Below are 20,977 nucleotides of genomic sequence, written 5' to 3'. Positions count from 1 at the left end.
GGATGGGCCGGATCTGCCAAACCAACCGTTGACCTGTCATGGGGCAGGATTGCCGGATGCTTTCGGCCAAGGCTTGTCAATGAGCTTTGGCCCGGTTTCTCAGGAACGCCCGAGGAAACCGAGGATGAAAAGCCTCCCGTTGTCTTGCCCGTGATACGTCACATTGATTGCGGTTGACTGTGCGCTGCGCCTTGATATCGGCGATGGCGCGTGCTCCCGCATTGAAGGACAAGAGATGTTTGATACACACACAGTGGAAATCGAGTGGGCCGGCCGCCCGCTGAAGCTCGAAACCGGCAAGATCGCCCGTCAGGCCGACGGCGCGGTTCTCGCCACCTACGGCGAAACCGTCGTTCTCGCCACCGTCGTCTCGGCCAAGTCGCCGAAGCCCGGCCAGGACTTCTTTCCGCTCACCGTCAACTACCAGGAAAAGACCTACGCGGCCGGCAAGATCCCCGGCGGCTATTTCAAGCGCGAAGGCCGTCCGAGCGAAAAGGAAACCCTGGTTTCCCGCCTGATCGACCGCCCGATCCGCCCGCTCTTCCCTGAGGGCTACAAGAACGACACGCAGGTTGTCGTTACCGTTATCCAGCATGACCTCGAAAACGATCCGGACATCTTGTCGATGGTCGCTACCTCCGCAGCGCTGACGCTGTCCGGCGTTCCCTTCATGGGCCCGGTCGGCGGTGCGCGCGTCGGCTACATCAACGGCGAATACGTTCTCAACCCGCATCTCGACGAGATGGACGAATCGAGCCTCGATCTCGTCGTCGCCGGCACCTATGACGCCGTGCTGATGGTGGAATCCGAAGCCAAGGAACTCAACGAAGACGTCATGCTCGGTGCCGTCATGTTCGGCCACAAGGGCTTCCAGCCGGTTCTCGACGCGATCATCAAGCTCGCCGAAGTGGCCGCCAAGGAGCCGCGCGACTTCCAGCCGGCAGACTACTCCGCTCTCGAAACCGAGATGCTCGGCCTTGCCGAAGGGGAACTTCGCGAAGCCTACAAGATCACCCAGAAGGCCGATCGCTACGCCGCCGTCGACGCCGTCAAGGCGAAGGTGAAGGCCCACTTCCTCCCCGAGGAAGGCGAAGCCAAGTACACGGCCGAAGAAGTCGGCGCGATCTTCAAGCACCTGCAGGCAAAGATCGTCCGCTGGAACATCCTCGACACCAAGAGCCGTATCGACGGCCGCGACCTCGCAACCGTTCGTCCGATCGTTTCGGAAGTCGGTCTTCTGCCGCGCACGCACGGTTCGGCGCTGTTCACCCGCGGTGAAACGCAGGCGATCGTCGTTGCCACCCTCGGCACCGGCGAAGATGAGCAATATGTCGACAGCCTGACGGGCATGTACAAGGAGCGCTTCCTGCTCCATTACAACTTCCCTCCCTACTCGGTTGGCGAGACCGGCCGCATGGGCTCCCCGGGTCGCCGCGAAATCGGCCACGGCAAGCTCGCATGGCGCGCGATCCGTCCGATGCTGCCGACCGTCGAGCAGTTCCCCTACACGCTGCGCGTCGTCTCCGAGATCACCGAGTCGAATGGCTCGTCCTCGATGGCGACTGTCTGCGGTACCTCGCTCGCTCTGATGGACGCCGGCGTTCCGCTGGCAAAGCCGGTGGCCGGTATCGCCATGGGTCTGATCCTGGAAGGCGATCGCTTCGCTGTCCTCTCCGACATTCTCGGTGACGAAGACCACCTCGGCGACATGGACTTCAAGGTCGCCGGTACCGCCGACGGCATCACCTCGCTGCAGATGGACATCAAGATCGCCGGTATCACCGAAGAGATCATGAAGGTCGCCCTTGGCCAGGCCCAAGGCGGTCGTGCTCACATCCTCGGCGAAATGTCCAAGGCCATTACCGAAAGCCGCGGCCAGCTCGGTGAATTCGCTCCGCGCATCGAAGTCATGAACATCCCGGTCGACAAGATCCGCGAAGTCATCGGCTCCGGCGGCAAGGTCATTCGCGAAATCGTCGAAAAGACCGGCGCGAAGATCAACATCGAGGACGACGGCACCGTCAAGATCGCTTCGTCCTCCGGCAAGGAGATCGAAGCGGCCCGCAAGTGGATCCACTCGATCGTCGCCGAGCCTGAGATCGGCCAGGTCTACGAAGGCACGGTCGTCAAGACCGCCGACTTCGGCGCCTTCGTCAACTTCTTCGGCGCCCGCGACGGTCTCGTCCACATCTCGCAGCTTGCTTCCGAGCGTGTTGCCAAGACGCAGGACGTCGTCAAGGAAGGCGACAAGGTCTGGGTCAAGCTGCTCGGCTTCGACGAACGCGGCAAGGTTCGCCTGTCAATGAAGGTCGTTGACCAGGCCACCGGCCAGGAAATCCCGAACGAGAAGAAGAAGGAAGAAGCGGCCGAATAAGCCGCCTTCCAAATTTGATATCGGGCGCGGGAATGCTTCCGCGCCCTTTTTTGTATCCTAAAGCGCGGCGCGATCTTTCAGATCGCTTGCCGCACTTCAGGTCTTTGGTTTTGTGCATGTCGTGCTCGCAAAACCGCTGAACACTTTTGCGCGACATGCTTTAAGACGAGACGAGACCATGAGCAGCGAGACGCTGAAGACCCTGTTCCATCCCTTTGCCAGCGGCACAGTCGAGGCGCCCGGCGACGACGAGCGCGTGCTCTTCCTCGGCGCCGAGGCAGGCTTTGCGCTGCCGGAAGGCTTTGCCGCCTCGCTCAGCGCCGTCCAGAGCTTCCGGCCGCTCTATCGGCAGCTGCTGGCGCAGCGGATCGAAGCGAAGCCGGAGATCGACGGCGAGGACTACGATGCGGCTCTGGTGCTCTGCACCAAGCACAAGGGCGAGAACGAGGCCAATCTCGCTGCGGCGATTGCCCGCACGCGGCTCGGCGGCCTGATCGTCGTTGCCGGTGCGAAGGAAGACGGCATCCAGCCGCTGCGCAAGCGGATGGAAGGTTTCAATCTCGCAGTCGACTATATGCCGAAATATCACGGCGTCGCCTTCTGGTTCGGCCGGCCGGCGGATGCCGACGAGATCATCTCCAAGCTGGCAAAGGCGCCGGTGCGTGTCGACGGCCGTTTCAATGCAACCGCCGGCATGTTCTCGCATGACCGGATCGATGCCGGATCGGAACTGCTGGCCTCACGCCTGCCGCAGGATTTCACCGGCGATGTTGCGGATTTTGGCGCCGGATGGGGCTATCTCTCCGTCGAGCTGGCCCAGAAGTCGCGTGGACTGACGCGCCTCGACCTCTACGAGGCCGATCACGCGGCTCTGGAGGCTGCCAGGGATAATCTGGCGGAGAATTGCCCGAACGCGCCTGCGCGCTTCTTCTGGCACGATCTGGCGGGTGAACCGGTCAAGGACAAATACGATCTCGTCATCATGAACCCGCCCTTCCATGAGGGGCACGCAGCCGAGCCGGCGCTCGGCCAGGCAATGATCAAGACTGCCGCATCCGCCCTTCGCGGCGGCGGCCGCCTGATGCTCGTGGCCAATCGCGGGCTGCCTTACGAGCCGGTTCTGGCGGCGAATTTCAGGGAAAGCGGCGAAACCTGCCGCAACGCCCGCTTCAAGGTTCTCTGGGCGAAGAAATAGGGCTCAAGCGGCCCGATACGATTATTCTTATCGATAGAAAAGGCCGTGCGCATCATCTGCGCACGGCCTTTGAGTTTCGATCGAATAGTGTTTATTCGACGTCCGCTTTGCGCAGCGTTTCCAGCGTCGGCATGGAGGTGACGTTGAAGCCGGCGTCGACGAAATGGATTTCGCCGGTGACGCCGGAGGAAAGGTCGGAGAGCAAGTAGAGAGCCGAGTTGCCGACCTGATCGATGCTTACGGTCTTGCGCAGCGGCGCATTGCGCTGGTTCCAGGAGAGGATCGCGCGCGCATCGGAGATGCCGGCGCCGGCAAGCGTGCGGATCGGGCCGGCGGAAATGGCATTGACGCGGATGCCGCGCGGGCCGTAGTCGGCGGCGAGATAACGCACCGAAGCCTCGAGCGCGGCCTTGGCAACCCCCATGACGTTGTAATTCGGGATGACGCGCGTCGAGCCATTATAGGTCAGCGTCAGCATCGCACCGCCATCTTCCATCAACGGAGCGCAGCGCTTGGCGATCTCGGTGAAGGAGAAACAGGAAATGACCATTGTGCGGCTGAAATTCTCACGCGTCGTATCGGCGTAGAGACCCTTGAGCTCATTCTTGTCGGAAAAGCCAATGGCATGGACGATAAAATCGAGCTTGCCCCAGCGCTCCTTGATCGCGTCGACCACGGCATCGACCGAGGCGGTGTCCTCGACGTCGCAGGGCAGCACGAAATCCGAGCTGACCTCGGCAGCAAGCGGCTTGACACGCTTGCCGAGCGCATCGCCCTGATAGGTGAAGGCGAGTTCCGCACCCTGTGCGGCGAGAGCTTTTGAAATCCCCCAGGCGATCGAGTGGTTGTTGGCGACGCCCATGATGAGCCCGCGCTTACCCTGCATAATTCCCGTCATATTATTATCCGTTATAGCGCTGGAAGACGAGCGTGGCGTTGGTGCCGCCGAAGCCGAAGGAATTGGAGAGGGCAATGTCGATCTTGGCGTCGTCGATACGCTTGCGGACGATCGGGACACCTTCGAATTCGGGATCGAGCTCGGTGATATGAGCGCTTTCGCCGATGAAGCCCTGCTGCATCATCAGCAGGGAATAGATCGATTCCTGCACGCCGGCAGCGCCAAGCGAATGGCCGGTCAGCGATTTGGTCGACTGGATATGCGGAATCTTCGAGCCGAATACCTCGCGGATGGCGCCGATTTCCTTGCTGTCGCCGACTGGCGTCGAGGTGCCGTGGGTGTTGACGTAGTCGACGTCACCTTTGACGGTGGCGAGCGCCTGGCGCATGCAGCGGATGGCGCCCTCGCCCGAGGGGGCGACCATGTCGTAGCCGTCCGAGGTTGCGCCATAGCCGACGATTTCGGCGTAGATCTTAGCACCGCGGGCCTTGGCGCGCTCCAGCTCCTCGAGCACCAGCACGCCGGCGCCGCCGGCGATGACGAAACCGTCGCGGTTGACGTCATAGGCGCGCGAGGCGCTGTCCGGCGTGTCGTTGTACTTGGAGGACATGGCGCCCATGGCGTCGAAGAGGTTGGACATCGTCCAGTCGAGATCCTCGTGGCCGCCGGCGAACATCACGTCCTGCTTGCCCCACTGGATCATCTCGGCGGCGTTACCGATGCAATGCGCCGACGTCGAGCAAGCCGACGAGATCGAATAATTGACGCCGTGGATCTTGAACCAGGTGGCGAGCGTGGCCGATGCGGTCGAGGACATCGCCTTCGGCACGGCGAAGGGGCCGATGCGCTTCGGGCTGTTGTTCTTCACGGTGATTTCGGCAGCTTCGATCAGGGTGCGGGTGGACGGACCGCCGGAGCCCATGATGATGCCGGTGCGCTCGTTCTGAGCGTAGTCTTTCTCTTCGAGGCCGGAATCGGCAAGTGCCTGTTTCATGGCCACATGATTCCAGGCGCCGCCCTGCGACAGGAATCGCATGGCGCGGCGGTCGACCAGTTCGGCAAGTTCCGCCGAACCGAGCTTCGGACTGCCCCAGACCTGGCACTTGAACCCATGTTCGGCGAAATCGCTCGAAAAGGAGATACCCGACTTTGCCTGCCGCAAGGATTCGGTGACTTCGGCCGCGTCGTTTCCGATCGAGGACACGACACCCAGACCCGTGACAACTACCCGTCTCATCTGATCAAACCTTTGTTGTTTTCGTCAGCCGCTCGAAATGCGGTTTCAGGCCGTCTTGTCTTTCGATAGACCGACGCGAAGGTCGGCCGCCTGATATATGGTCTCGCCGTCCGCCTTTAGCCAGCCGTCGGCCGTGCCGAGGACCAGACGGCCGCGCATGACACGCTTGAAGTCGATGCCATATTCGATCAGCTTCGTCTGTGGCCGGACCATGCCCTTGAATTTCACTTCGCCTGTTGAAAGCGCCATGCCGCGGCCTGCCTCGCCGAGCCAGCCCAGAAAGAAACCGGTCAGCTGCCACATGCCGTCGAGACCGAGGCAGCCCGGCATGATCGGATTGCCTTCGAAATGGCAGGGAAAATACCAGTCGTCGGGGCGAACGTCATATTCGGCCCGGAGGTAGCCCTTATCGAAGGTGCCGCCTGTTTCGGAAATATCCGTGATGCGGTGAACCATCAGCATAGGCGGCAGGGGCAGCTGCGCATTGCCGGGGCCGAACAGCTCGCCATGTGCGCAAGCGATGAGTTCTTCATACGAGAAGCTGGACTGTCTGGTCGTCATAAAGTTTCTTTTCCCCCCGCATCAAGCCGATGGATGTGAACGTGTAGTCCAAGTTCTTCAGAAAATGAAGCACAAGCAAGGCAGCTTCATTCATCTCCCCGGACCAGGCTTGCGCCATTATTTGGTGGTCGCATACAGGAAGGCTAGGGCCGGGACCAGACCTATTTGCGTCAAAAGCCCGTTTTTGCCGCGTTTATCAGGCTCCTGTCCCCATTGAACTATTGAAAGGCTCCGATGCAAAAGTTATACCCCTTAAAGAAACATGATTGCTTTATGCCAGAATAACCGGAGTTGGTTTTGATGACGGGTGCACTCCCGATCGCAATAGAGGTAAGGCTGCGCGGTGCGGGCCTGCGCCCTACTCGCCAGCGTGTCGCGCTTGGCGACCTCCTGTTTGCCAAGGGCGACCGGCATTTGACCGTCGAGGAACTGCATGAGGAGGCGGTTGCCGCTGGCGTGCCGGTGTCGTTGGCAACCGTTTACAACACGCTTCACCAGTTCACGGAAGCCGGTCTCATCCGGGTTCTCGCCGTCGAGAGTGCCAAGACCTATTTTGACACCAATGTTTCCGACCATCACCATTTCTTCGTCGAAGGCGAAAACGAGGTTCTCGACATTCCCGTCAGCAACCTGACGATCGCCAATCTGCCGGAACCGCCTGAAGGCATGGAGATCGCCCATGTCGACGTGGTGATCCGCCTGCGGGCGAAGCAGGGCTGACGACGCCGCAGCGCTACATGACATCGTCAGGATGCCGGCCAGGCTTGTGCCTGTAGGTCGGGAAGGTCCAGCCGAACCACAGGGCTCCACCGCGCACCGTAAAGGCCGCCACGACGCCGCAGGCAGACGCCAGATAGAGCTGCATTCCGAGCGCATTGGCGAGCGTGAACACGCCGGCGCCGATGAGGGCTGCCGTCACGTAGATTTCCGGCCTCAACAATACCGAAGGCTCGTTTGCCATCAGATCGCGCAGGATGCCGCCGAAGGTCGCCGTCAGCGTGCCGGTGACGATCGCGATGGTCGGCGAGCCGGTGGCGGCGAGGCCCTTGGCGGCGCCGAGCACGCAATAGGCGGCAAGGCCGATCGCATCCAGCCAGATCAGCAGGCGATAGCGCGATTCGAGCAGATGGGCGGTGAAGAAGACGATGACGCCCACGATGCAGCAGACGAGGATATAGGCGGGGTTCAGCACCCAGAAGACCGGCACGCGGCCGAGCACGATATCGCGCACGGTGCCGCCGCCGGTTCCGGTCACCATGGCGAAAAACAAAAAACCGATCAGGTCCAGCTGCTTGCGCGAGGCGGCGAGCGCGCCTGTCGCGGCAAACAGCGCAATGCCGGCATAATCGAGATAGACGAGCAAGGACATGCGAACCCCGGAACCGGCAGACGTTCCGAGCATGATGCCGAAAAGTGTGAGCGGTTTTCGGATAACATCATGCTCTAACTCTTGAATTGAGAACAGGATTCAGATTTTAGGCCAATTAGGCCGAAAATCATCCTGTTCTCGGGAAAGAACCACGGCGGCAAGGGCGGCGCAAGGCGGCGGCGCCATAAAGCGAAGGTCTTTACGTGATGCACGTCGTTGTCCTAGAACCACTGCACACTTTTGGCGACATGCATTGGGCCACAGAGCCTTTATCCAAAAGAGGAAAGCCGTGAAAACGCTGGTGCTCGCCGTTCTGAATATCGTCCTGCTGCTTGTCATGCCGGCTGTCGCCTTCGGCCAGCAATCGCTGATTTCCGATCCCGAGATCTACGAGAAGAAACATTTCCAGGAGCAGTGCAAGACGGCCGAATTTGCCGACGGCTTCATCATCCGGCAGGACATCAACAATGACGGCCTGATCGACGCCGTGGTCAACGAGGGCCAGCTGACCTGTGACGGGCAGAAGGGGCCGCAATGCAATGACGACGGCTGCACCTATAATTTCTATCTGCAGGTTGCCGAGGGCGGTTATTTCATGATCGCGACGGCGCAGATCTATGGCTACGATTTCGTCCAGCGCTTCGGCAACATGGTGCTGGCGATGAAGATGCATCCGCGCTTCTGCGACCGCACTGAAGGTGATCCCTGCATCGTGACGGCACGCGTCCGCGGCACGAAATTCGTCACCATCTCGAAGAAATAGCTCTCAGCGCATGACCCGAAATCAGAATCGATTTTCGAGTCATGCGCAAATTCAAAGTGATAGAGCGTCCTTGGCGCGTCCTGTTGGACGCGCGGCGCTCTAACCTCTTGTTCTTACGCAATTCCGGACGGAAAAACCGCTTCGCACTTTTCCTGGAATTGCTCTATTGCGGATAAAGCTCCGACGTCCGGCCGGCGAGATAATATCCCACCAGGCCGTACCATTCGCGGATCGCCGTCGCCAGGTTCTGCGCATTGAGGTTCGGCTGAGTGAAATCGAGCCCGAGCCTCACCTGGCCGTCGGTGCGATAATCGGTCGGCCAGGGCACGATATCGATGCCGAGCTTGCGGAAGATGCCGACGGACCGCGGCATGTGGAAACCCGAGGTGATCAGCAGGCAATTGGAAAGCCCCTGGCTTGCCAGGAATTCCTTAGTGTTGACGGCATTTTCAAAGGTCGTGCGCGATTGCCTCTCTTCGATCAGGCGATCCCTGCCAACGCCGAAGAGCGGGAAGAAGCGCTCGGATGCCGCCGCATCGCCTTCGTAGATGCCCGAAATGGAGCCGTCGCCGCCCGATACCAGAATGCGCGACTGCGGAAATTTCTGCCCAAGCCGCAAGGCTTCGATGAAGCGGTCGGCTCCGCCGTTGAATTCTATGCCGTGGCGCACCGTGTTCACCTCGTTTTCGAAGCCGCCGCCGAGCACGATCATGCATTGCAGCCTATCTGGATCGGCGGCGGGCTTTGCGAAGCGCTGCTCGAGACCTTGCATCAGAAGGTTGCCGGTCGTGGTGTAGAGCGTGACGAAGAGGATGAGGGCCGAACCCGTTGCACCGAGGATAGTTAAGGTACGCCAGCGCAGAAAGCCGGCAATGAGGGCCAAGAAGACGAGGAAGAATGCCAGCGACAGCGGCTGAGCGAAAATCCAGACAAGCTTCGAAATCAGGAACAAGACCTACTCCTCGAGGATTGGCAGCGGTGCTTCCTATCCGATTCGACGGTAACAGGAATGCGACGGTTCTATTTCATCCGCGCAACGGCCGACCGATGCGGCGCGATCTTCTGGTTGAAGCGGCGCTGAAGCGGCCGCGGGATGAGCATGGCGGCAAGTGCAAGCACCATGGCGAAGAGGGAGACCAGCCACAGTGCATGCGCGCCCGTCAGCCGCGTCAGGACGGCGCCGACGATCGCGCCGAGCACCATGCCGCCCCAAGGCACAATCTGGATCGTCCATTCGACATGACGATCGCCGATGATCCAGCGGCCGATGCCGCGGCCAAAGCGCGACAGGGCGCCTGTGACATAAGTCAGGCCGATCGGCAGGCCTTCGATATGCTCGACGGCAGCATTCACCATGCCCATGGAAAAAACGATCATGTAGAACCGCGCGAACAGCATGTTCTGCACCGTCATCATCGAGGCGAAAGCCAGGACGAGACCGACGCAGCCGAGCACCACGAAAATGCGGCGTTGCGAAACATGAGAGATGACGATGCCTGCCGCATTGCCAAGGACGAAGACGATGATGGCACAGACAAGGACTGCCGCGTGGTAAACATTGCCATCGCTCAAGGCCAGTGCCGCCCGCGTCGTGTTGCCTGTCATGAAGGAGACGAAATCGCCGGTCAGCAGAAGACCGGTGGCATCGGTCATGCCGGCAAGAAACGAGATCGAGCCGACGAGGGCGAGCCCGGTTAAGGTTCGTCGGGTCCGGATGATGCGGCGGCGTCTTGATCTGGTCATTGGCTGAGGGTCCTAGAGCCGAATCGCTGAGATTCCAGCACCGAACATACATCCTCTCATTGAGGAATTGGCAAAGGCGATCGGAAGGGATGGGGGCGGTCTTGAACGGCAAGACATTTTCGCCCATAGAAATGGTGTTGCTTCAGATCGAAGCTCCGTAAGCGTTTACGTCAATCAACGCGCAACCCGCCGATCGGCGCTGCGCAATTGTCGGATCGGCACCTTACGGAGATCAAAATGCCCAAAGGCAAACTCCCCAAACGTTACAATACAATCGTCATGCCGCTCATCCTCTCGCTGTTGATGACATCAGTCGTCTCAGCGATCAGCATCGTGAGAGCACAAGGCCTGACCGCACCTGCCCTTGCCATGTGGCCCTCCGCATGGGCGCTCTCCTGGGCGATCGCCTTTCCCGTCCTGCTCTTGGTGCTGCCGGTGGTCAAGCGGCTGACGGCTGTTATAGTCGAGATGTGAGTGCAAGGCGGCCGGCGGGCTGCGCAAGTGGCCTGCCGGAGTTGAGGTCGGGGCGGCTAGAGTCTTTTCTTTGCGAATGCACCAAGCACATCCGCACGATTTAGCTGTTCGGTTCTCGCAGGGCAGCAGGCGGTACTTAATCGGAATCGGTCTTCCAATTGGCGAGGCGACCCGGATCCAGGCTCGGCTCGACCAATCTCTTGCTGGCAAAAGCCCTGCCAGAATGCGATTTTAGAAATTTTTCGAATTCAAGAGCTTTGTGCTTGTCGGGAAAGGCACAATACCAGAGCAAATTCCATGGTACGAATTTGGCAGTGTGGGTGGATTTTCCGGCATTGTGAGCCGCAAGCCGCTGTTTCAGATCTGCGGTAGACCCGGTATATTCCTGCCCGTCGTCGCCCTTCGGGCTATGCCGGGCACTGCTTCGGCCTAACGGTTTCTCGCGGCGGTGCCACGCGAAGCCCGTAAGGGCGAAGCGTGGTGGAGCTAAGCGGGATCGAACCGCTGACCTCTTGCATGCCATGCAAGCGCTCTCCCAGCTGAGCTATAGCCCCATCAAGGTGGTCCGGCTCAGGGCCGGTCCTGGGATACTCCTCAAGGCGTGCCCTGCGGAGTGGCGGCTTATTACTTCCGGTTTTCGGAGATAGCAAGCCTAAAAAATCCGGCCCGGAGAATTTTTTCCTCACCGGGCCGAAATGCGGTCTCAGACTTCGTCTTCGTCGCCGGTCACGCCGATGATGTCGCTCATGTCGTCATCATCGTCATCTTCGTCGGGTGTGAGGAAGGTATCGTCGTCGTCATCGCCTTCGATTTCGACATCGTCATCGCCGATATCGGGGATGTCGTCGCCGCTGGCGGCGTCATCGGCATCTTCCAGCGAAACCAGTTCGACTTCAGTGTTTTCAGTATCGACTTCCGCGACCTCGTCTTCCTCGGCAACTTCGGCGATCGCCGAGGTTTCTTCGAAGAAGGACAGAGGGTAGGACTTGCCGGTATAAGGAGAGACGATCGGATCCCGGTTCAGATCATAAAACTTCTTGCCGGTTTCCGGATCGGTACGCTTGGTTCCAAGTTCCGCTTTCGCCACTATGAGCCTCGTGTGAATGACCGAATGCGAGATTCGGCAAATGCCGACCAAGCCGGCGTTCCATCGGAATTTATAAGCCGGTCCCCTTAATCGCTGTGGCTTCCCATGTCAAAGCCAAACTTTGAGATCGGAGCGCGGGGTTTTTGGCAAGCCGACGGATGACCGCCCGGCGCGTTTATGTTAACGAGCCGCAACAGCTGCAGAAGCGGACGGGAATTGCGACCCGCCAAGCCTGTCTTGCGGCAAAAATAGACTGTGTTTGCAAAGGATTACGCATGCTGCACGGCTCTGCGCCCCGGCCCGCCACCGCCCGCAAATCCGCTGGCCTTTCGGGCAGCGTCCGTATTCCGGGCGACAAATCGATCTCGCATCGTTCCTTCATGTTCGGCGGGCTTGCTTCCGGCGAAACCCGGATCACCGGCCTGCTCGAGGGCGAGGATGTGATCAATACCGGCCGGGCAATGCAGGCAATGGGCGCCAGGATCCGCAAGGAGGGCGAACAATGGGTGATCGAGGGCACCGGCAACGGTGCGCTGCTTGCGCCTGACGCGCCGCTCGACTTCGGCAATGCCGGCACCGGCGTGCGGCTGACCATGGGCCTCGTCGGCACCTACGACTTTCGCTCCACCTTGACAGGCGACGCCTCGCTTTCGAAACGGCCGATGGGCCGCGTGCTCAATCCGCTGCGCGAAATGGGCGTGCAGGTCAGCGCCTCCGAGGGCGACAGGCTGCCGGTGACGCTCAGAGGCCCGGGAACGCCGAGCCCGATCCGCTATCGGGTGCCGATGGCATCCGCCCAGGTGAAATCGGCCGTGCTGCTTGCCGGCCTCAACACGCCGGGTGTCACCACGGTCATCGAGCCGGTGATGACGCGTGACCATACTGAAAAGATGCTGCAGGGTTTCGGCGCCGCCCTTTCCGTCGAGACCGACGAGGACGGCGTCCGCACGATCCGGCTCGAAGGCCGCGGCAAGCTGACGGGCCAGGTGATCGACGTTCCGGGCGATCCCTCCTCCACCGCCTTCCCGCTGGTTGCTGCGCTGCTTGTCCCCGGCTCCGACATTACCATCGTCAACGTGCTGATGAACCCGACCCGTACGGGGCTGATCCTGACGCTGCAGGAGATGGGGGCTGATATCGAGGTGCTGAACACGCGTCTTGCCGGCGGCGAGGACGTGGCGGATCTGCGCGTGCGCCATTCCGAGCTCAAGGGCGTGACCGTTCCCGAAGATCGTGCTCCGTCGATGATCGACGAATATCCTATCCTCGCCGTCGCTGCCTGTTTCGCCGAGGGCACGACGATCATGAAGGGGCTGGAGGAACTGCGCGTCAAGGAGTCCGACCGTCTTTCCGCTGTCGCCGACGGGCTGAAACTCAATGGTGTCGACTGCGACGAGGGTGAGGATTTTCTCGTCGTGCGCGGCAGGCCAGACGGCAAGGGCCTCGGCAATGCTGCCGACGGCAGGGTCAGCACACATCTCGACCATCGCATCGCCATGAGCTTCCTTGTCATGGGGCTTGCCTCGGAGCATCCTGTCACGATCGACGACGCGGCGATGATCGCGACCAGCTTTCCCGAATTCATGCAGCTGATGACCGGCCTTGGCGCAAAGATCGAGGCGGTGCCGGAATGATGTGCCAGCCACCATTCCGCATTCCGCGAAGCCAAACTCATTTGCCGTTTCGGCGCGCTGTCGCAGGATTGATCACATGACTAACGAGACCTTCACCATCGCCATCGATGGCCCCGCCGCAGCGGGTAAGGGGACGCTTTCGCGCCTCATCGCAGAGCGCTACGGATATCACCATCTTGATACCGGCCTGACCTATCGCGCCACGGCCAAGGCGCTGCTCGATGCCGGCCTGCCGCTCGACGAGGAGGCGGTAGCGGAAAAGATCGCGCTAGAGGTTGAACTCGCTGGATTGGATCGCGATATACTTTCCAAACATGAGATCGGCGAAGCCGCCTCGAAGATTGCCGTCATGCCGGCGGTGCGCCGGGCTCTGGTCGAGGCGCAACGGCGGTTTTCGGCAAAAGCGCCGGGAACTGTGCTCGACGGGCGCGATATTGGCACGGTTGTCTGTCCGAATGCGGCGGTGAAATTCTATGTAACGGCGTCGCCGGAAGTCCGCGCAAGACGCCGTTATGACGAGATCCTGGGCAAAGGCCTGACGGCGGATTTCGATGCGATCTTCGAGGACGTCAAGCGGCGCGACGAACGCGACATGGGACGGGCCGACAGCCCTTTGAAACCAGCTGATGATGCGCACTTGCTTGATACGTCGGAAATGAGTATAGAGGCCGCGTTTCAAGCTGCTCAATCGATCATCGATGCGGTCTTGAGCCGAAATGCCTAAATTCAAGCGATTTTGCGTGCTCTGAGCATGGATCGCTTCTAATATAGCAAGCCTGAAATTCCGTCCAAGCGCCGGATTGCCTTCGTGAGAGGGCGGACTGGGTTCAGGCCCGTTCAACGCAAACCAACCGGCGCATACGTGTCCGCTTCCGTTATCAGGACACGCAGGAGATTTTATGTCAGTAGCTACCCCCTCCCGCGAGGATTTCGCGGCTCTTCTCGAAGAGTCCTTTGCCAAGAACGACCTGGCCGAAGGCTATGTCACCAAGGGCATCGTCACGGGCATCGAGAAGGACGTCGCCGTTGTCGACGTCGGCCTGAAGGTTGAAGGCCGCATCGCGCTCAAGGAATTCGGCGCGCGCGCCAAGGACGGCCTGTTGAAGGTCGGCGACGAAGTCGAAGTTTATGTCGAGCGCATCGAAAACGCGCTTGGCGAAGCCGTTCTGTCGCGCGAGAAGGCTCGCCGCGAAGAAAGCTGGGTCAAGCTCGAAGCCAAGTTCGAAGCTGGCGAGCGCGTCGAAGGCGTGATCTTCAACCAGGTCAAGGGCGGCTTCACGGTCGACCTCGACGGTGCGATCGCCTTCCTGCCGCGTTCTCAGGTCGATATTCGCCCGATCCGCGACGTGACCCCGCTGATGCACAATCCGCAGCCCTTCGAAATCCTCAAGATGGACAAGCGCCGCGGCAATATCGTGGTTTCGCGCCGTACGGTTCTGGAAGAATCCCGTGCCGAGCAGCGTTCTGAAATCGTTCAGAACCTCGAAGAAGGCCAGGTTGTTGACGGCGTCGTCAAGAACATCACCGATTACGGTGCGTTCGTTGACCTCGGCGGCATCGACGGCCTGCTGCACGTCACCGACATGGCATGGCGTCGTGTGAACCATCCGTCGGAAATCCTGAACATCGGCCAGCAGGTCAAGGTTCAGATCATCCGCATCAACCAGGAAACCCACCGTATCTCGCTCGGCATGAAGCAGCTCGAGAGCGATCCGTGGGATGGCATCCAGGCCAAGTATCCGGAAGGCAAGAAGATTTCCGGTACCGTTACGAATATCACCGATTACGGTGCATTCGTCGAGCTGGAGCCGGGCATCGAAGGCCTGATCCACATCTCGGAAATGTCCTGGACCAAGAAGAACGTTCACCCCGGCAAGATCCTGTCCACGAGCCAGGAAGTCGAAGTCGTCGTTCTCGAAGTCGATCCGTCCAAGCGCCGTATCTCGCTCGGCCTCAAGCAGACGCTGGAAAACCCGTGGGCAGCATTCGCCCGCAGCCACCCGGCCGGCACTGAAGTCGAAGGCGAAGTCAAGAACAAGACCGAATTCGGCCTGTTCATCGGCCTCGACGGCGATGTCGACGGCATGGTGCACCTCTCCGACCTCGACTGGAACCGTCCGGGCGAACAGGTCATCGAGGAGTTCAACAAGGGTGACGTCGTCAAGGCCGTCGTTCTCGACGTCGATGTCGAGAAGGAACGCATCTCGCTCGGCATCAAGCAGCTCGGCAAGGATGCAGTCGGCGACGCCGCTGCTTCTGGCGACCTGCGCAAGAATGCAGTCGTTTCCTGCGAAGTCATCGCGGTCAACGACGGCGGTGTCGAAGTGAAGCTCGTCAACCACGAGGACATCACTTCCTTCATCCGTCGCGCCGATCTCGCCCGCGACCGCGACGAGCAGCGCCCTGAGCGCTTCTCGGTCGGCCAGGTCTTCGACGCCCGCGTCACCAACTTCTCCAAGAAGGACCGCAAGATCATGCTGTCCATCAAGGCTCTGGAGATTGCGGAAGAGAAGGAAGCCGTTGCCCAGTTCGGTTCGTCCGACAGCGGCGCTTCGCTCGGCGACATCCTGGGCGCAGCCCTGAAGAACCGCGGCGGCGAATAAGCCTCGCATCCGCCTTTGAATTGAAGAACCCGCCGGAGCGATCCGGCGGGTTCTTCATTTTCAGGCGATGAAAATGTTATTCCCAGCCGACCATGCGCTGATAGAGCGTATAGACCGGGTCGTCGGCCGGGCGGCCGGGCTGATAAGCCGACGGCTCGGTATCAATCATCCTCGGCGTCCTGCGCTCGGGTGCCGTGTCGGTCGTTTCGGCATCGGGCTCGGCGTCCTCGCCACCGGACTGTGCCTGCTGCTGATCCTCGGACGCATCATCGCGGTGGTGCTGATGCTGGTGGTGCGTTTCGCCCGCCTCCTCGTTCGATGGCGTATCCTTGGCGAACTGGTAGGGCAGCTGGCTATAGGCAAGTCCCTCCGGCATCTTTGCCGCCAGCGGCAGATAGGAAGCCTCGGCGGTCTCGGCTATCGGCATCGTCTGCGGTTGCGCGGAGATTTCTTTCGGCTGACGGGCTGCCGCCGCCGCGGCCTCATCCATCTGCGGTGGGCGGAGTGCTGCTGATTGGCGGGGATCGGGTGCGGTGAATTCGGCCGGCTGCCTCAAGGTCTCGGTCGCATCGCTGATGACGGCGTCGTCGAGGATCGCATCAATCTCCACTGCCGCCTCGACGGGAACATCCTCCAGCACGGTTTCGACGTCTTGCTCGCGGATGATCGTGGCGATCAGCTCGGAGACTTCTTCGGTCATGGAGGCAACGATTCCTGCCCAGTTCCTGGGAATGACAGGATCGACCTTTTCCGACATCGCGCGGGGTTGGATGGCAGGCGGCTCCGGCGTTGCCTGCGTATCGTCGGCCGCTGCGGCTTCCGTCGGCAGCGGTTGCCCGGCTTCGATCTCCTGCGGCGCAGATTTTTCCGGGGCGACCTCCCTTGCCGTCGCCGGAGTGGACTGAGCCCGGTTTTCAGCCTGCGGCGTTTCCGCATCGGCAGCTTCCACCGCTTCGGCGATAACCGCTTCTTCGGTGGTCGTCAGAGCTGCGGCCTCGATCAGCGAATCGGCCGGCGCGGGCAGCTTGTCTGCCGGCTGGCGCATGGCGGCAGGCAGGCTGTCCTCATGCAGCCGGATCTCGGGCAGCCGGATCTCGGGGCGAGGTTCGGCGCGCATCGGCGATGCATCGTTCTGGCCATAGGAGCGGACGACAGCGCGGGCGGCGAGGTCGCGATCCTTGTAGCGGACGATTTCCAGATAGGCGACGATGCGGGCGGCTTCAGGGCCCGTCGGGTTCTTCAGGGCCTCGGCGATCGTCCGGAGCGGCACGCTATGCCCCTGCTCGGTGAGCTGGCGCCCAACCTCGTCGATCCCAGCGGTTGGCAGCTGCCGGATGGCATCGGCCAGCCGAGAGGCGAAGGCAAGATTGCTCTCGTCCTCGCCACGATCCAGCGAGATCGAGCGGCCTGCCGCATCGATGACATCGAAAAGGGCTTCGACCATGCGCTCACGCGCCGCAAGGAGCAGAATATTGAGCTTGCCGGCAATGGCGGAATTGAGGTCTGCGGCTTCGACGGCGTTGACAGGCGGGGGGGCAATCGCGGAGTGGCCGAGACCACTGGCAACGATCGCCGCTGCCTGACCCTGGGACGAAAAGCTTGCATTGGACGCTGCACGAACGGGAGTCAACATGGCATGCTCCTTTCGTAAAGTGACGATGAAAGCAGGCTCTAGAAAAGGACCGCGCTCATCCGATCCCCTTGCATCCCAGCAGATCCTCCTATCCGCATGACGCGTTTCGGCGTCATCGAATGCATAAAAATTAACAGGAATGTTAATAAACAGGCGTTAATGAATCGCTAACGGCCGCGGACAAGTCTGCCGCACGGTTGTTAGCAAACGCGGAATGAAAGCAATTCGCTCAGCTATGGGCGAAGATATCGGCCTCTTCCCAGCCGAGCAGGTCGAGCTTGGCGCGGGTCGGCAGGAATTCGAAGCAAGCCGTCGCATGATCGTAGCGGCGGTCGCGGATCAGGCGTTCCGTCAGCTTATCGCGTAACGCATGCAGATAAAGCACGTCGGACGCGGCATATTCGAGTTGGGCCGGAGACAGCGTCTCGGCCGCCCAATCGGAAGATTGCTGCGCCTTGGAGACATCGACATCGAGCATCTCCTTGAGATTATCCTTGAGGCCGTGGCGATCCGTATAAGTTCGGATCAGGCGCGAGGCGATCTTGGTGCAGAAAACCGGGGTCGTGGTGACGCCGAAGGTATGGAAGAGCACGGCAATATCGAAGCGGCCGTAATGAAAGATCTTCTGATGGGTGGGGTCTTCGAGCAGGGCGACCAGATTGGGCGCCTGCTTCTGGCCGGCGGCGATGCGGATGATATCGGCGGTGCCGTCACCCGGCGAAAGCTGGACGACGCAGAGCCGATCGCGGCGCGGCACAAGGCCGAGCGTTTCGGTGTCGATTGCAATCGCGCCGGTGTAGCGGGCGGCATCGGCCGCGGAAATATCGCCTTCGTGATAACGTATGGTCGCCGCCATGAGACTGTCTTTCGTTCGATGCATCCCCTACAGCGCCGTAGCACTTTGAATGGCTGCATTATTTTATCCTTAAATCGATTCCGATTTAAGGAATTATGCAGCAGCGCTATAGCGCAAAGGCGCAGAGCGCGAAACCGCTTTCCTGCCGCTAGAGCGCCGTGCGTCCTCTTGGGCGCACATAGGACGCTCTCCCTCTTTTATCTCCGCATCAGAATGTTGGCGGCGTATTGATCCAGAGAAGCACGGTTTCGCCGTCGTGACGGTTGCGCCAGGAATGATCGCGGCGGCTTTCGAAATAGAGTGAATCGCCGGGGCCGAGATCGAAGAACTGATCGCCGTCGAGCACCAGTTCGAGCCGGCCGGACAGAACATGCATGAATTCCTCGCCCTCGTGGCGATAGGCGCCCTCGCTGGCAGCACCCGGCGCCAACACGAAACGATGGCAATCCATCATCCGGCGACCTTCGGCGAGGAGCTGCACCGCGACACCCGGCGTCGTTTCCGGCCAGGCGCGCCATTCGCCGGCGCGCACATGCGCCGATACCTCCCCGCTTTCCTCACCGGAGAGGCGGGAGACGGTGGTGCCGTAATATTCGGCGAGATCATGCAGCGTCTTGAAGCTGACGCCCTGCGAGGTGCGCTCCAGCGTCGAGAGCGTCGACGAGGTGACGCCGATGTCGCCGGCCACCTGATCGAGCGTCTTGCCGCTCGCATGCCGCAGGCTGCGCAGCTTGCGGCCGAGGCCGGTATCCTGGCTTGCCTCGGCGCCATCGGCGGAAGGTTCCTCGCTCTCCAACGCCTCGCGGATTGCCGCGGGATTGAGCCCGCGCTCGACACGATACCAGGAGATGCGCTTCAACCGCGCCACATCGTCGGCGCTGTATTGCCGATGGCCGGTTTCGGAACGACCGGGAACCACCAGGCCCTGGCTTTCCCAGAGGCGCAGCGTCGAGGCCGAAACACCCGCCAGCCGCGCGGCTTCCGCCACCTTGTAGCGTACAGGCCCGTTATCGTTCATTCGAAACTATCCCCGATTCCAATCGCCCCAGAACCTCCATCAAAAAGCGTGATGTTTGAAGCAAAAAATGCCTCTTGTTTTCTTGCAGGAAAAATGAAGGAGTTTTATATACATCTTGCAGAAATTATACAAGATAGCTTTCCAACCCTTTCAGCGCAGGAGCCATCGATGACCGCGACAAGCCTTACCGACCGGAAGAACGCCGCTATTTCACGCGGCGTCGGCATGACCACTCAGATCTATGCCGATCGCGCAGAGAATGCGGAGATCTGGGACAAGGAAGGCCGACGTTACATCGATTTCGCCGCCGGCATCGCCGTTCTCAATACCGGCCACCGCCATCCCCGGGTCATCGCAGCGGTCAAGGATCAGCTCGACCGCTTCACCCACACCTGCCATCAGGTGGTGCCCTATGAAAGCTACGTGCACCTTGCCGAACGACTGAACGCGCTGCTGCCTGGCGATTTCGAGAAGAAGACGATCTTCGTCACGACGGGCGCCGAAGCGGTTGAGAACGCCGTCAAGATCGCGCGCGCCGCGACCGGCCGCTCGGCCGTCATCGCCTTTGGCGGCGGCTTCCATGGCCGCACCTTCATGGGCATGGCGCTGACCGGCAAGGTCGTGCCCTACAAGGTCGGCTTCGGCGCGATGCCGGGCGACGTATTCCACGTTCCCTTCCCGATCGAGCTGCACGGCGTCACCGCCGATCAGTCGCTGGCGGCGCTGAAGAAGCTCTTTGCCGCCGATGTCGATCCGCAGCGCGTCGCCGCCATCATCATCGAGCCGGTGCAGGGCGAAGGCGGCTTCTATGCGGCCCCCGCCGCCTTCATGAAGGCGCTGCGCGAGCTCTGCGACCAGCACGGCATCCTGCTGATCGCCGACGAGGTGCAGACCGGTTTTGCCCGCACCGGCAGGATGTTCGCAATGGATCACCACGAGGTGGCGCCCGACCTGACGACGATGGCAAAGAGCCTGGCCGGCGGCTTTCCGCTTGCCGCCGTCACCGGCCGCGCCGAAATCATGGATGCGCCGGGACCGGGCGGGCTCGGCGGCACCTATGGCGGCAATCCGCTCGGGATCGCCGCTGCCCATGCCGTGCTCGACGTCATTGCCGACGAAGATCTCTGCAACCGCGCCAACCAGCTTGGGGGGCGGCTGAAGCAGCGGCTGGAGTCGTTGCGCGAGACGGTGCCGGAGATCGTCGATATCCGCGGGCCGGGCTTCATGAACGCCGTCGAATTCAACGACCGGACGACGGGACTGCCGAGCGCGGAATTCGCCAACCAGGTGCGGCTGATTGCGCTCGACAAGGGCCTGATCCTGCTCACCTGCGGCGTCCACGGAAACGTCATCCGCTTCCTCGCGCCGATCACCATCCAGGACGAGATCTTCGGCGAAGCGCTCGATATTCTCGAGGCCTCGATGCTGCAAGCAAGCGCGGCCAAGTGATCGCACCCTAGAGCGGTTCAGCTTTTCACGGAAGCGCAGAACCGCTCTAACTTTTTGTTTTACGCAATTCCGGACGGAAAACC

Annotated in this window: 19 protein-coding genes, 1 tRNA gene and 1 pseudogene; 9 read left to right on the top strand and 12 right to left on the bottom strand. The window is 60.9% G+C overall.

What is annotated here, in order from left to right:
* Positions 1-235: 235 nt before the first annotated feature.
* Entirely contained in the window at positions 236-2,374 is a 2,139-nt protein-coding gene (gene pnp / locus CUJ84_RS22925) for a polyribonucleotide nucleotidyltransferase (RefSeq protein ID WP_027682241.1), read from the top strand.
* Between the two features lie 178 nt (positions 2,375-2,552).
* The gene (locus tag CUJ84_RS22920; protein ID WP_105007836.1) at positions 2,553-3,569 is read left to right on the top strand and encodes a class I SAM-dependent methyltransferase; all 1,017 of its coding nucleotides are present in this window, start codon (positions 2,553-2,555) and stop codon (positions 3,567-3,569) included.
* Positions 3,570-3,660: 91 nt separating this feature from the next.
* Here CUJ84_RS22920 and fabI read toward each other — a convergent pair whose 3' ends face one another.
* Genes fabI through fabA form a run of 3 tightly spaced genes read right to left on the bottom strand, consistent with a single transcriptional unit; the run spans position 3,661 to position 6,265 of the window.
* Positions 3,661-4,467, bottom strand: coding sequence for an enoyl-ACP reductase FabI (gene fabI / locus CUJ84_RS22915; protein ID WP_105007835.1), 807 nt, complete (start codon positions 4,465-4,467; stop codon positions 3,661-3,663).
* Positions 4,468-4,471: 4 nt separating this feature from the next.
* Positions 4,472-5,704 carry a beta-ketoacyl-ACP synthase I gene (gene fabB / locus CUJ84_RS22910; RefSeq protein ID WP_017962727.1) on the bottom strand — a complete coding sequence of 411 codons (1,233 nt, stop codon included), beginning with the start codon at positions 5,702-5,704 and terminating at the stop codon, positions 4,472-4,474.
* Between the two features lie 45 nt (positions 5,705-5,749).
* Entirely contained in the window at positions 5,750-6,265 is a 516-nt protein-coding gene (fabA, locus tag CUJ84_RS22905) for a 3-hydroxyacyl-[acyl-carrier-protein] dehydratase FabA (RefSeq protein WP_027682244.1), read from the bottom strand.
* Between the two features lie 300 nt (positions 6,266-6,565).
* Here fabA and irrA point away from each other — a divergent pair, with 300 nt between their 5' ends.
* Positions 6,566-6,985: an iron response transcriptional regulator IrrA gene (gene irrA, locus CUJ84_RS22900; RefSeq protein WP_003555773.1), complete on the top strand. Its 420-nt coding sequence runs from the start codon at positions 6,566-6,568 to the stop codon at positions 6,983-6,985.
* Positions 6,986-6,998: 13 nt separating this feature from the next.
* On the opposite strand, the gene CUJ84_RS22895 is transcribed toward irrA, so the two are convergent.
* A complete protein-coding gene (locus tag CUJ84_RS22895; RefSeq protein WP_105007834.1) occupies positions 6,999-7,634 on the bottom strand; it encodes a trimeric intracellular cation channel family protein in 636 nt (211 codons plus the stop codon).
* Between the two features lie 289 nt (positions 7,635-7,923).
* Between CUJ84_RS22895 and CUJ84_RS22885 the strand changes: the two genes are divergently transcribed.
* Positions 7,924-8,397, top strand: coding sequence for a hypothetical protein (locus tag CUJ84_RS22885; protein ID WP_018448035.1), 474 nt, complete (start codon positions 7,924-7,926; stop codon positions 8,395-8,397).
* Positions 8,398-8,560: 163 nt separating this feature from the next.
* Here the strand turns inward: CUJ84_RS22885 and CUJ84_RS22880 are convergent, their stop codons facing one another.
* Positions 8,561-9,349 (bottom strand): YdcF family protein, encoded by a 789-nt coding sequence (locus CUJ84_RS22880; protein WP_105007833.1) that lies wholly within the window; start codon positions 9,347-9,349, stop codon positions 8,561-8,563.
* A 68-nt stretch (positions 9,350-9,417) separates the two neighbouring features.
* The gene (locus CUJ84_RS22875) at positions 9,418-10,140 is read right to left on the bottom strand and encodes a YoaK family protein (RefSeq protein WP_105007832.1); all 723 of its coding nucleotides are present in this window, start codon (positions 10,138-10,140) and stop codon (positions 9,418-9,420) included.
* 237 nt (positions 10,141-10,377) lie between these two features.
* Here CUJ84_RS22875 and CUJ84_RS22870 point away from each other — a divergent pair, with 237 nt between their 5' ends.
* On the top strand, positions 10,378-10,614 hold the full coding sequence (locus tag CUJ84_RS22870; RefSeq protein WP_105007831.1) for a DUF2798 domain-containing protein: 237 nt from the start codon (positions 10,378-10,380) through the stop codon (positions 10,612-10,614).
* 136 nt (positions 10,615-10,750) lie between these two features.
* Here CUJ84_RS22870 and CUJ84_RS22865 read toward each other — a convergent pair.
* From CUJ84_RS22865 to CUJ84_RS22855, 3 genes and pseudogenes are all read right to left on the bottom strand, one after another.
* Positions 10,751-11,002 (bottom strand): annotated as a pseudogene (locus CUJ84_RS22865) (GIY-YIG nuclease family protein); the annotation flags it as partial.
* A gap of 90 nt (positions 11,003-11,092) precedes the next feature.
* Positions 11,093-11,168 (bottom strand) — tRNA-Ala (locus tag CUJ84_RS22860).
* A gap of 149 nt (positions 11,169-11,317) precedes the next feature.
* Complete coding sequence (locus CUJ84_RS22855; protein WP_011649932.1) at positions 11,318-11,701, bottom strand: TIGR02300 family protein; 384 nt, start codon at positions 11,699-11,701, stop codon at positions 11,318-11,320.
* 275 nt (positions 11,702-11,976) lie between these two features.
* On the opposite strand from CUJ84_RS22855, the gene aroA reads away from it, so the two are divergent.
* The 3 genes from aroA to rpsA all read left to right on the top strand — a co-directional run bounded on the left by aroA (position 11,977) and on the right by rpsA (position 15,938).
* On the top strand, positions 11,977-13,335 hold the full coding sequence (aroA, locus tag CUJ84_RS22850) for a 3-phosphoshikimate 1-carboxyvinyltransferase (protein ID WP_105007830.1): 1,359 nt from the start codon (positions 11,977-11,979) through the stop codon (positions 13,333-13,335).
* A gap of 76 nt (positions 13,336-13,411) precedes the next feature.
* On the top strand, positions 13,412-14,059 hold the full coding sequence (cmk, locus tag CUJ84_RS22845; RefSeq protein ID WP_105007829.1) for a (d)CMP kinase: 648 nt from the start codon (positions 13,412-13,414) through the stop codon (positions 14,057-14,059).
* Between the two features lie 175 nt (positions 14,060-14,234).
* The gene (gene rpsA / locus CUJ84_RS22840; protein WP_003544285.1) at positions 14,235-15,938 is read left to right on the top strand and encodes a 30S ribosomal protein S1; all 1,704 of its coding nucleotides are present in this window, start codon (positions 14,235-14,237) and stop codon (positions 15,936-15,938) included.
* Between the two features lie 76 nt (positions 15,939-16,014).
* On the opposite strand, the gene CUJ84_RS22835 is transcribed toward rpsA, so the two are convergent.
* From CUJ84_RS22835 to CUJ84_RS22825, 3 genes are all read right to left on the bottom strand, one after another.
* On the bottom strand, positions 16,015-17,571 hold the full coding sequence (locus CUJ84_RS22835; RefSeq protein WP_105007828.1) for a hypothetical protein: 1,557 nt from the start codon (positions 17,569-17,571) through the stop codon (positions 16,015-16,017).
* Between the two features lie 229 nt (positions 17,572-17,800).
* Positions 17,801-18,427 (bottom strand): ribonuclease D, encoded by a 627-nt coding sequence (locus tag CUJ84_RS22830; protein ID WP_105007827.1) that lies wholly within the window; start codon positions 18,425-18,427, stop codon positions 17,801-17,803.
* Positions 18,428-18,635: 208 nt separating this feature from the next.
* The gene (locus tag CUJ84_RS22825) at positions 18,636-19,445 is read right to left on the bottom strand and encodes a MerR family transcriptional regulator (protein WP_012759627.1); all 810 of its coding nucleotides are present in this window, start codon (positions 19,443-19,445) and stop codon (positions 18,636-18,638) included.
* 168 nt (positions 19,446-19,613) lie between these two features.
* On the opposite strand from CUJ84_RS22825, the gene CUJ84_RS22820 reads away from it, so the two are divergent.
* Entirely contained in the window at positions 19,614-20,894 is a 1,281-nt protein-coding gene (locus CUJ84_RS22820) for a 4-aminobutyrate--2-oxoglutarate transaminase (RefSeq protein ID WP_105007826.1), read from the top strand.
* Positions 20,895-20,977: the final 83 nt, after the last annotated feature.

Source organism: Rhizobium leguminosarum (genome assembly GCF_002953715.1).
Taxonomy (GTDB): Bacteria; Pseudomonadota; Alphaproteobacteria; order Rhizobiales; family Rhizobiaceae; genus Rhizobium; species Rhizobium leguminosarum_V.
This window is presented reverse-complemented; position numbering and strand designations above follow the sequence as displayed.

Coding starts and splice junctions, on each gene's coding strand:
- pnp (WP_027682241.1), top strand. CDS start 236: ATGTTTGATACACACACAGTGGAAATCGAGTGGGCCGGCCGCCCGCTG.
- CUJ84_RS22920 (WP_105007836.1), top strand. CDS start 2,553: ATGAGCAGCGAGACGCTGAAGACCCTGTTCCATCCCTTTGCCAGCGGC.
- fabI (WP_105007835.1), bottom strand. CDS start 4,467: ATGACGGGAATTATGCAGGGTAAGCGCGGGCTCATCATGGGCGTCGCC.
- fabB (WP_017962727.1), bottom strand. CDS start 5,704: ATGAGACGGGTAGTTGTCACGGGTCTGGGTGTCGTGTCCTCGATCGGA.
- fabA (WP_027682244.1), bottom strand. CDS start 6,265: ATGACGACCAGACAGTCCAGCTTCTCGTATGAAGAACTCATCGCTTGC.
- irrA (WP_003555773.1), top strand. CDS start 6,566: ATGACGGGTGCACTCCCGATCGCAATAGAGGTAAGGCTGCGCGGTGCG.
- CUJ84_RS22895 (WP_105007834.1), bottom strand. CDS start 7,634: ATGTCCTTGCTCGTCTATCTCGATTATGCCGGCATTGCGCTGTTTGCC.
- CUJ84_RS22875 (WP_105007832.1), bottom strand. CDS start 10,140: ATGACCAGATCAAGACGCCGCCGCATCATCCGGACCCGACGAACCTTA.
- CUJ84_RS22870 (WP_105007831.1), top strand. CDS start 10,378: ATGCCCAAAGGCAAACTCCCCAAACGTTACAATACAATCGTCATGCCG.
- aroA (WP_105007830.1), top strand. CDS start 11,977: ATGCTGCACGGCTCTGCGCCCCGGCCCGCCACCGCCCGCAAATCCGCT.
- cmk (WP_105007829.1), top strand. CDS start 13,412: ATGACTAACGAGACCTTCACCATCGCCATCGATGGCCCCGCCGCAGCG.
- rpsA (WP_003544285.1), top strand. CDS start 14,235: ATGTCAGTAGCTACCCCCTCCCGCGAGGATTTCGCGGCTCTTCTCGAA.
- CUJ84_RS22835 (WP_105007828.1), bottom strand. CDS start 17,571: ATGTTGACTCCCGTTCGTGCAGCGTCCAATGCAAGCTTTTCGTCCCAG.
- CUJ84_RS22830 (WP_105007827.1), bottom strand. CDS start 18,427: ATGGCGGCGACCATACGTTATCACGAAGGCGATATTTCCGCGGCCGAT.
- CUJ84_RS22825 (WP_012759627.1), bottom strand. CDS start 19,445: ATGAACGATAACGGGCCTGTACGCTACAAGGTGGCGGAAGCCGCGCGG.
- CUJ84_RS22820 (WP_105007826.1), top strand. CDS start 19,614: ATGACCGCGACAAGCCTTACCGACCGGAAGAACGCCGCTATTTCACGC.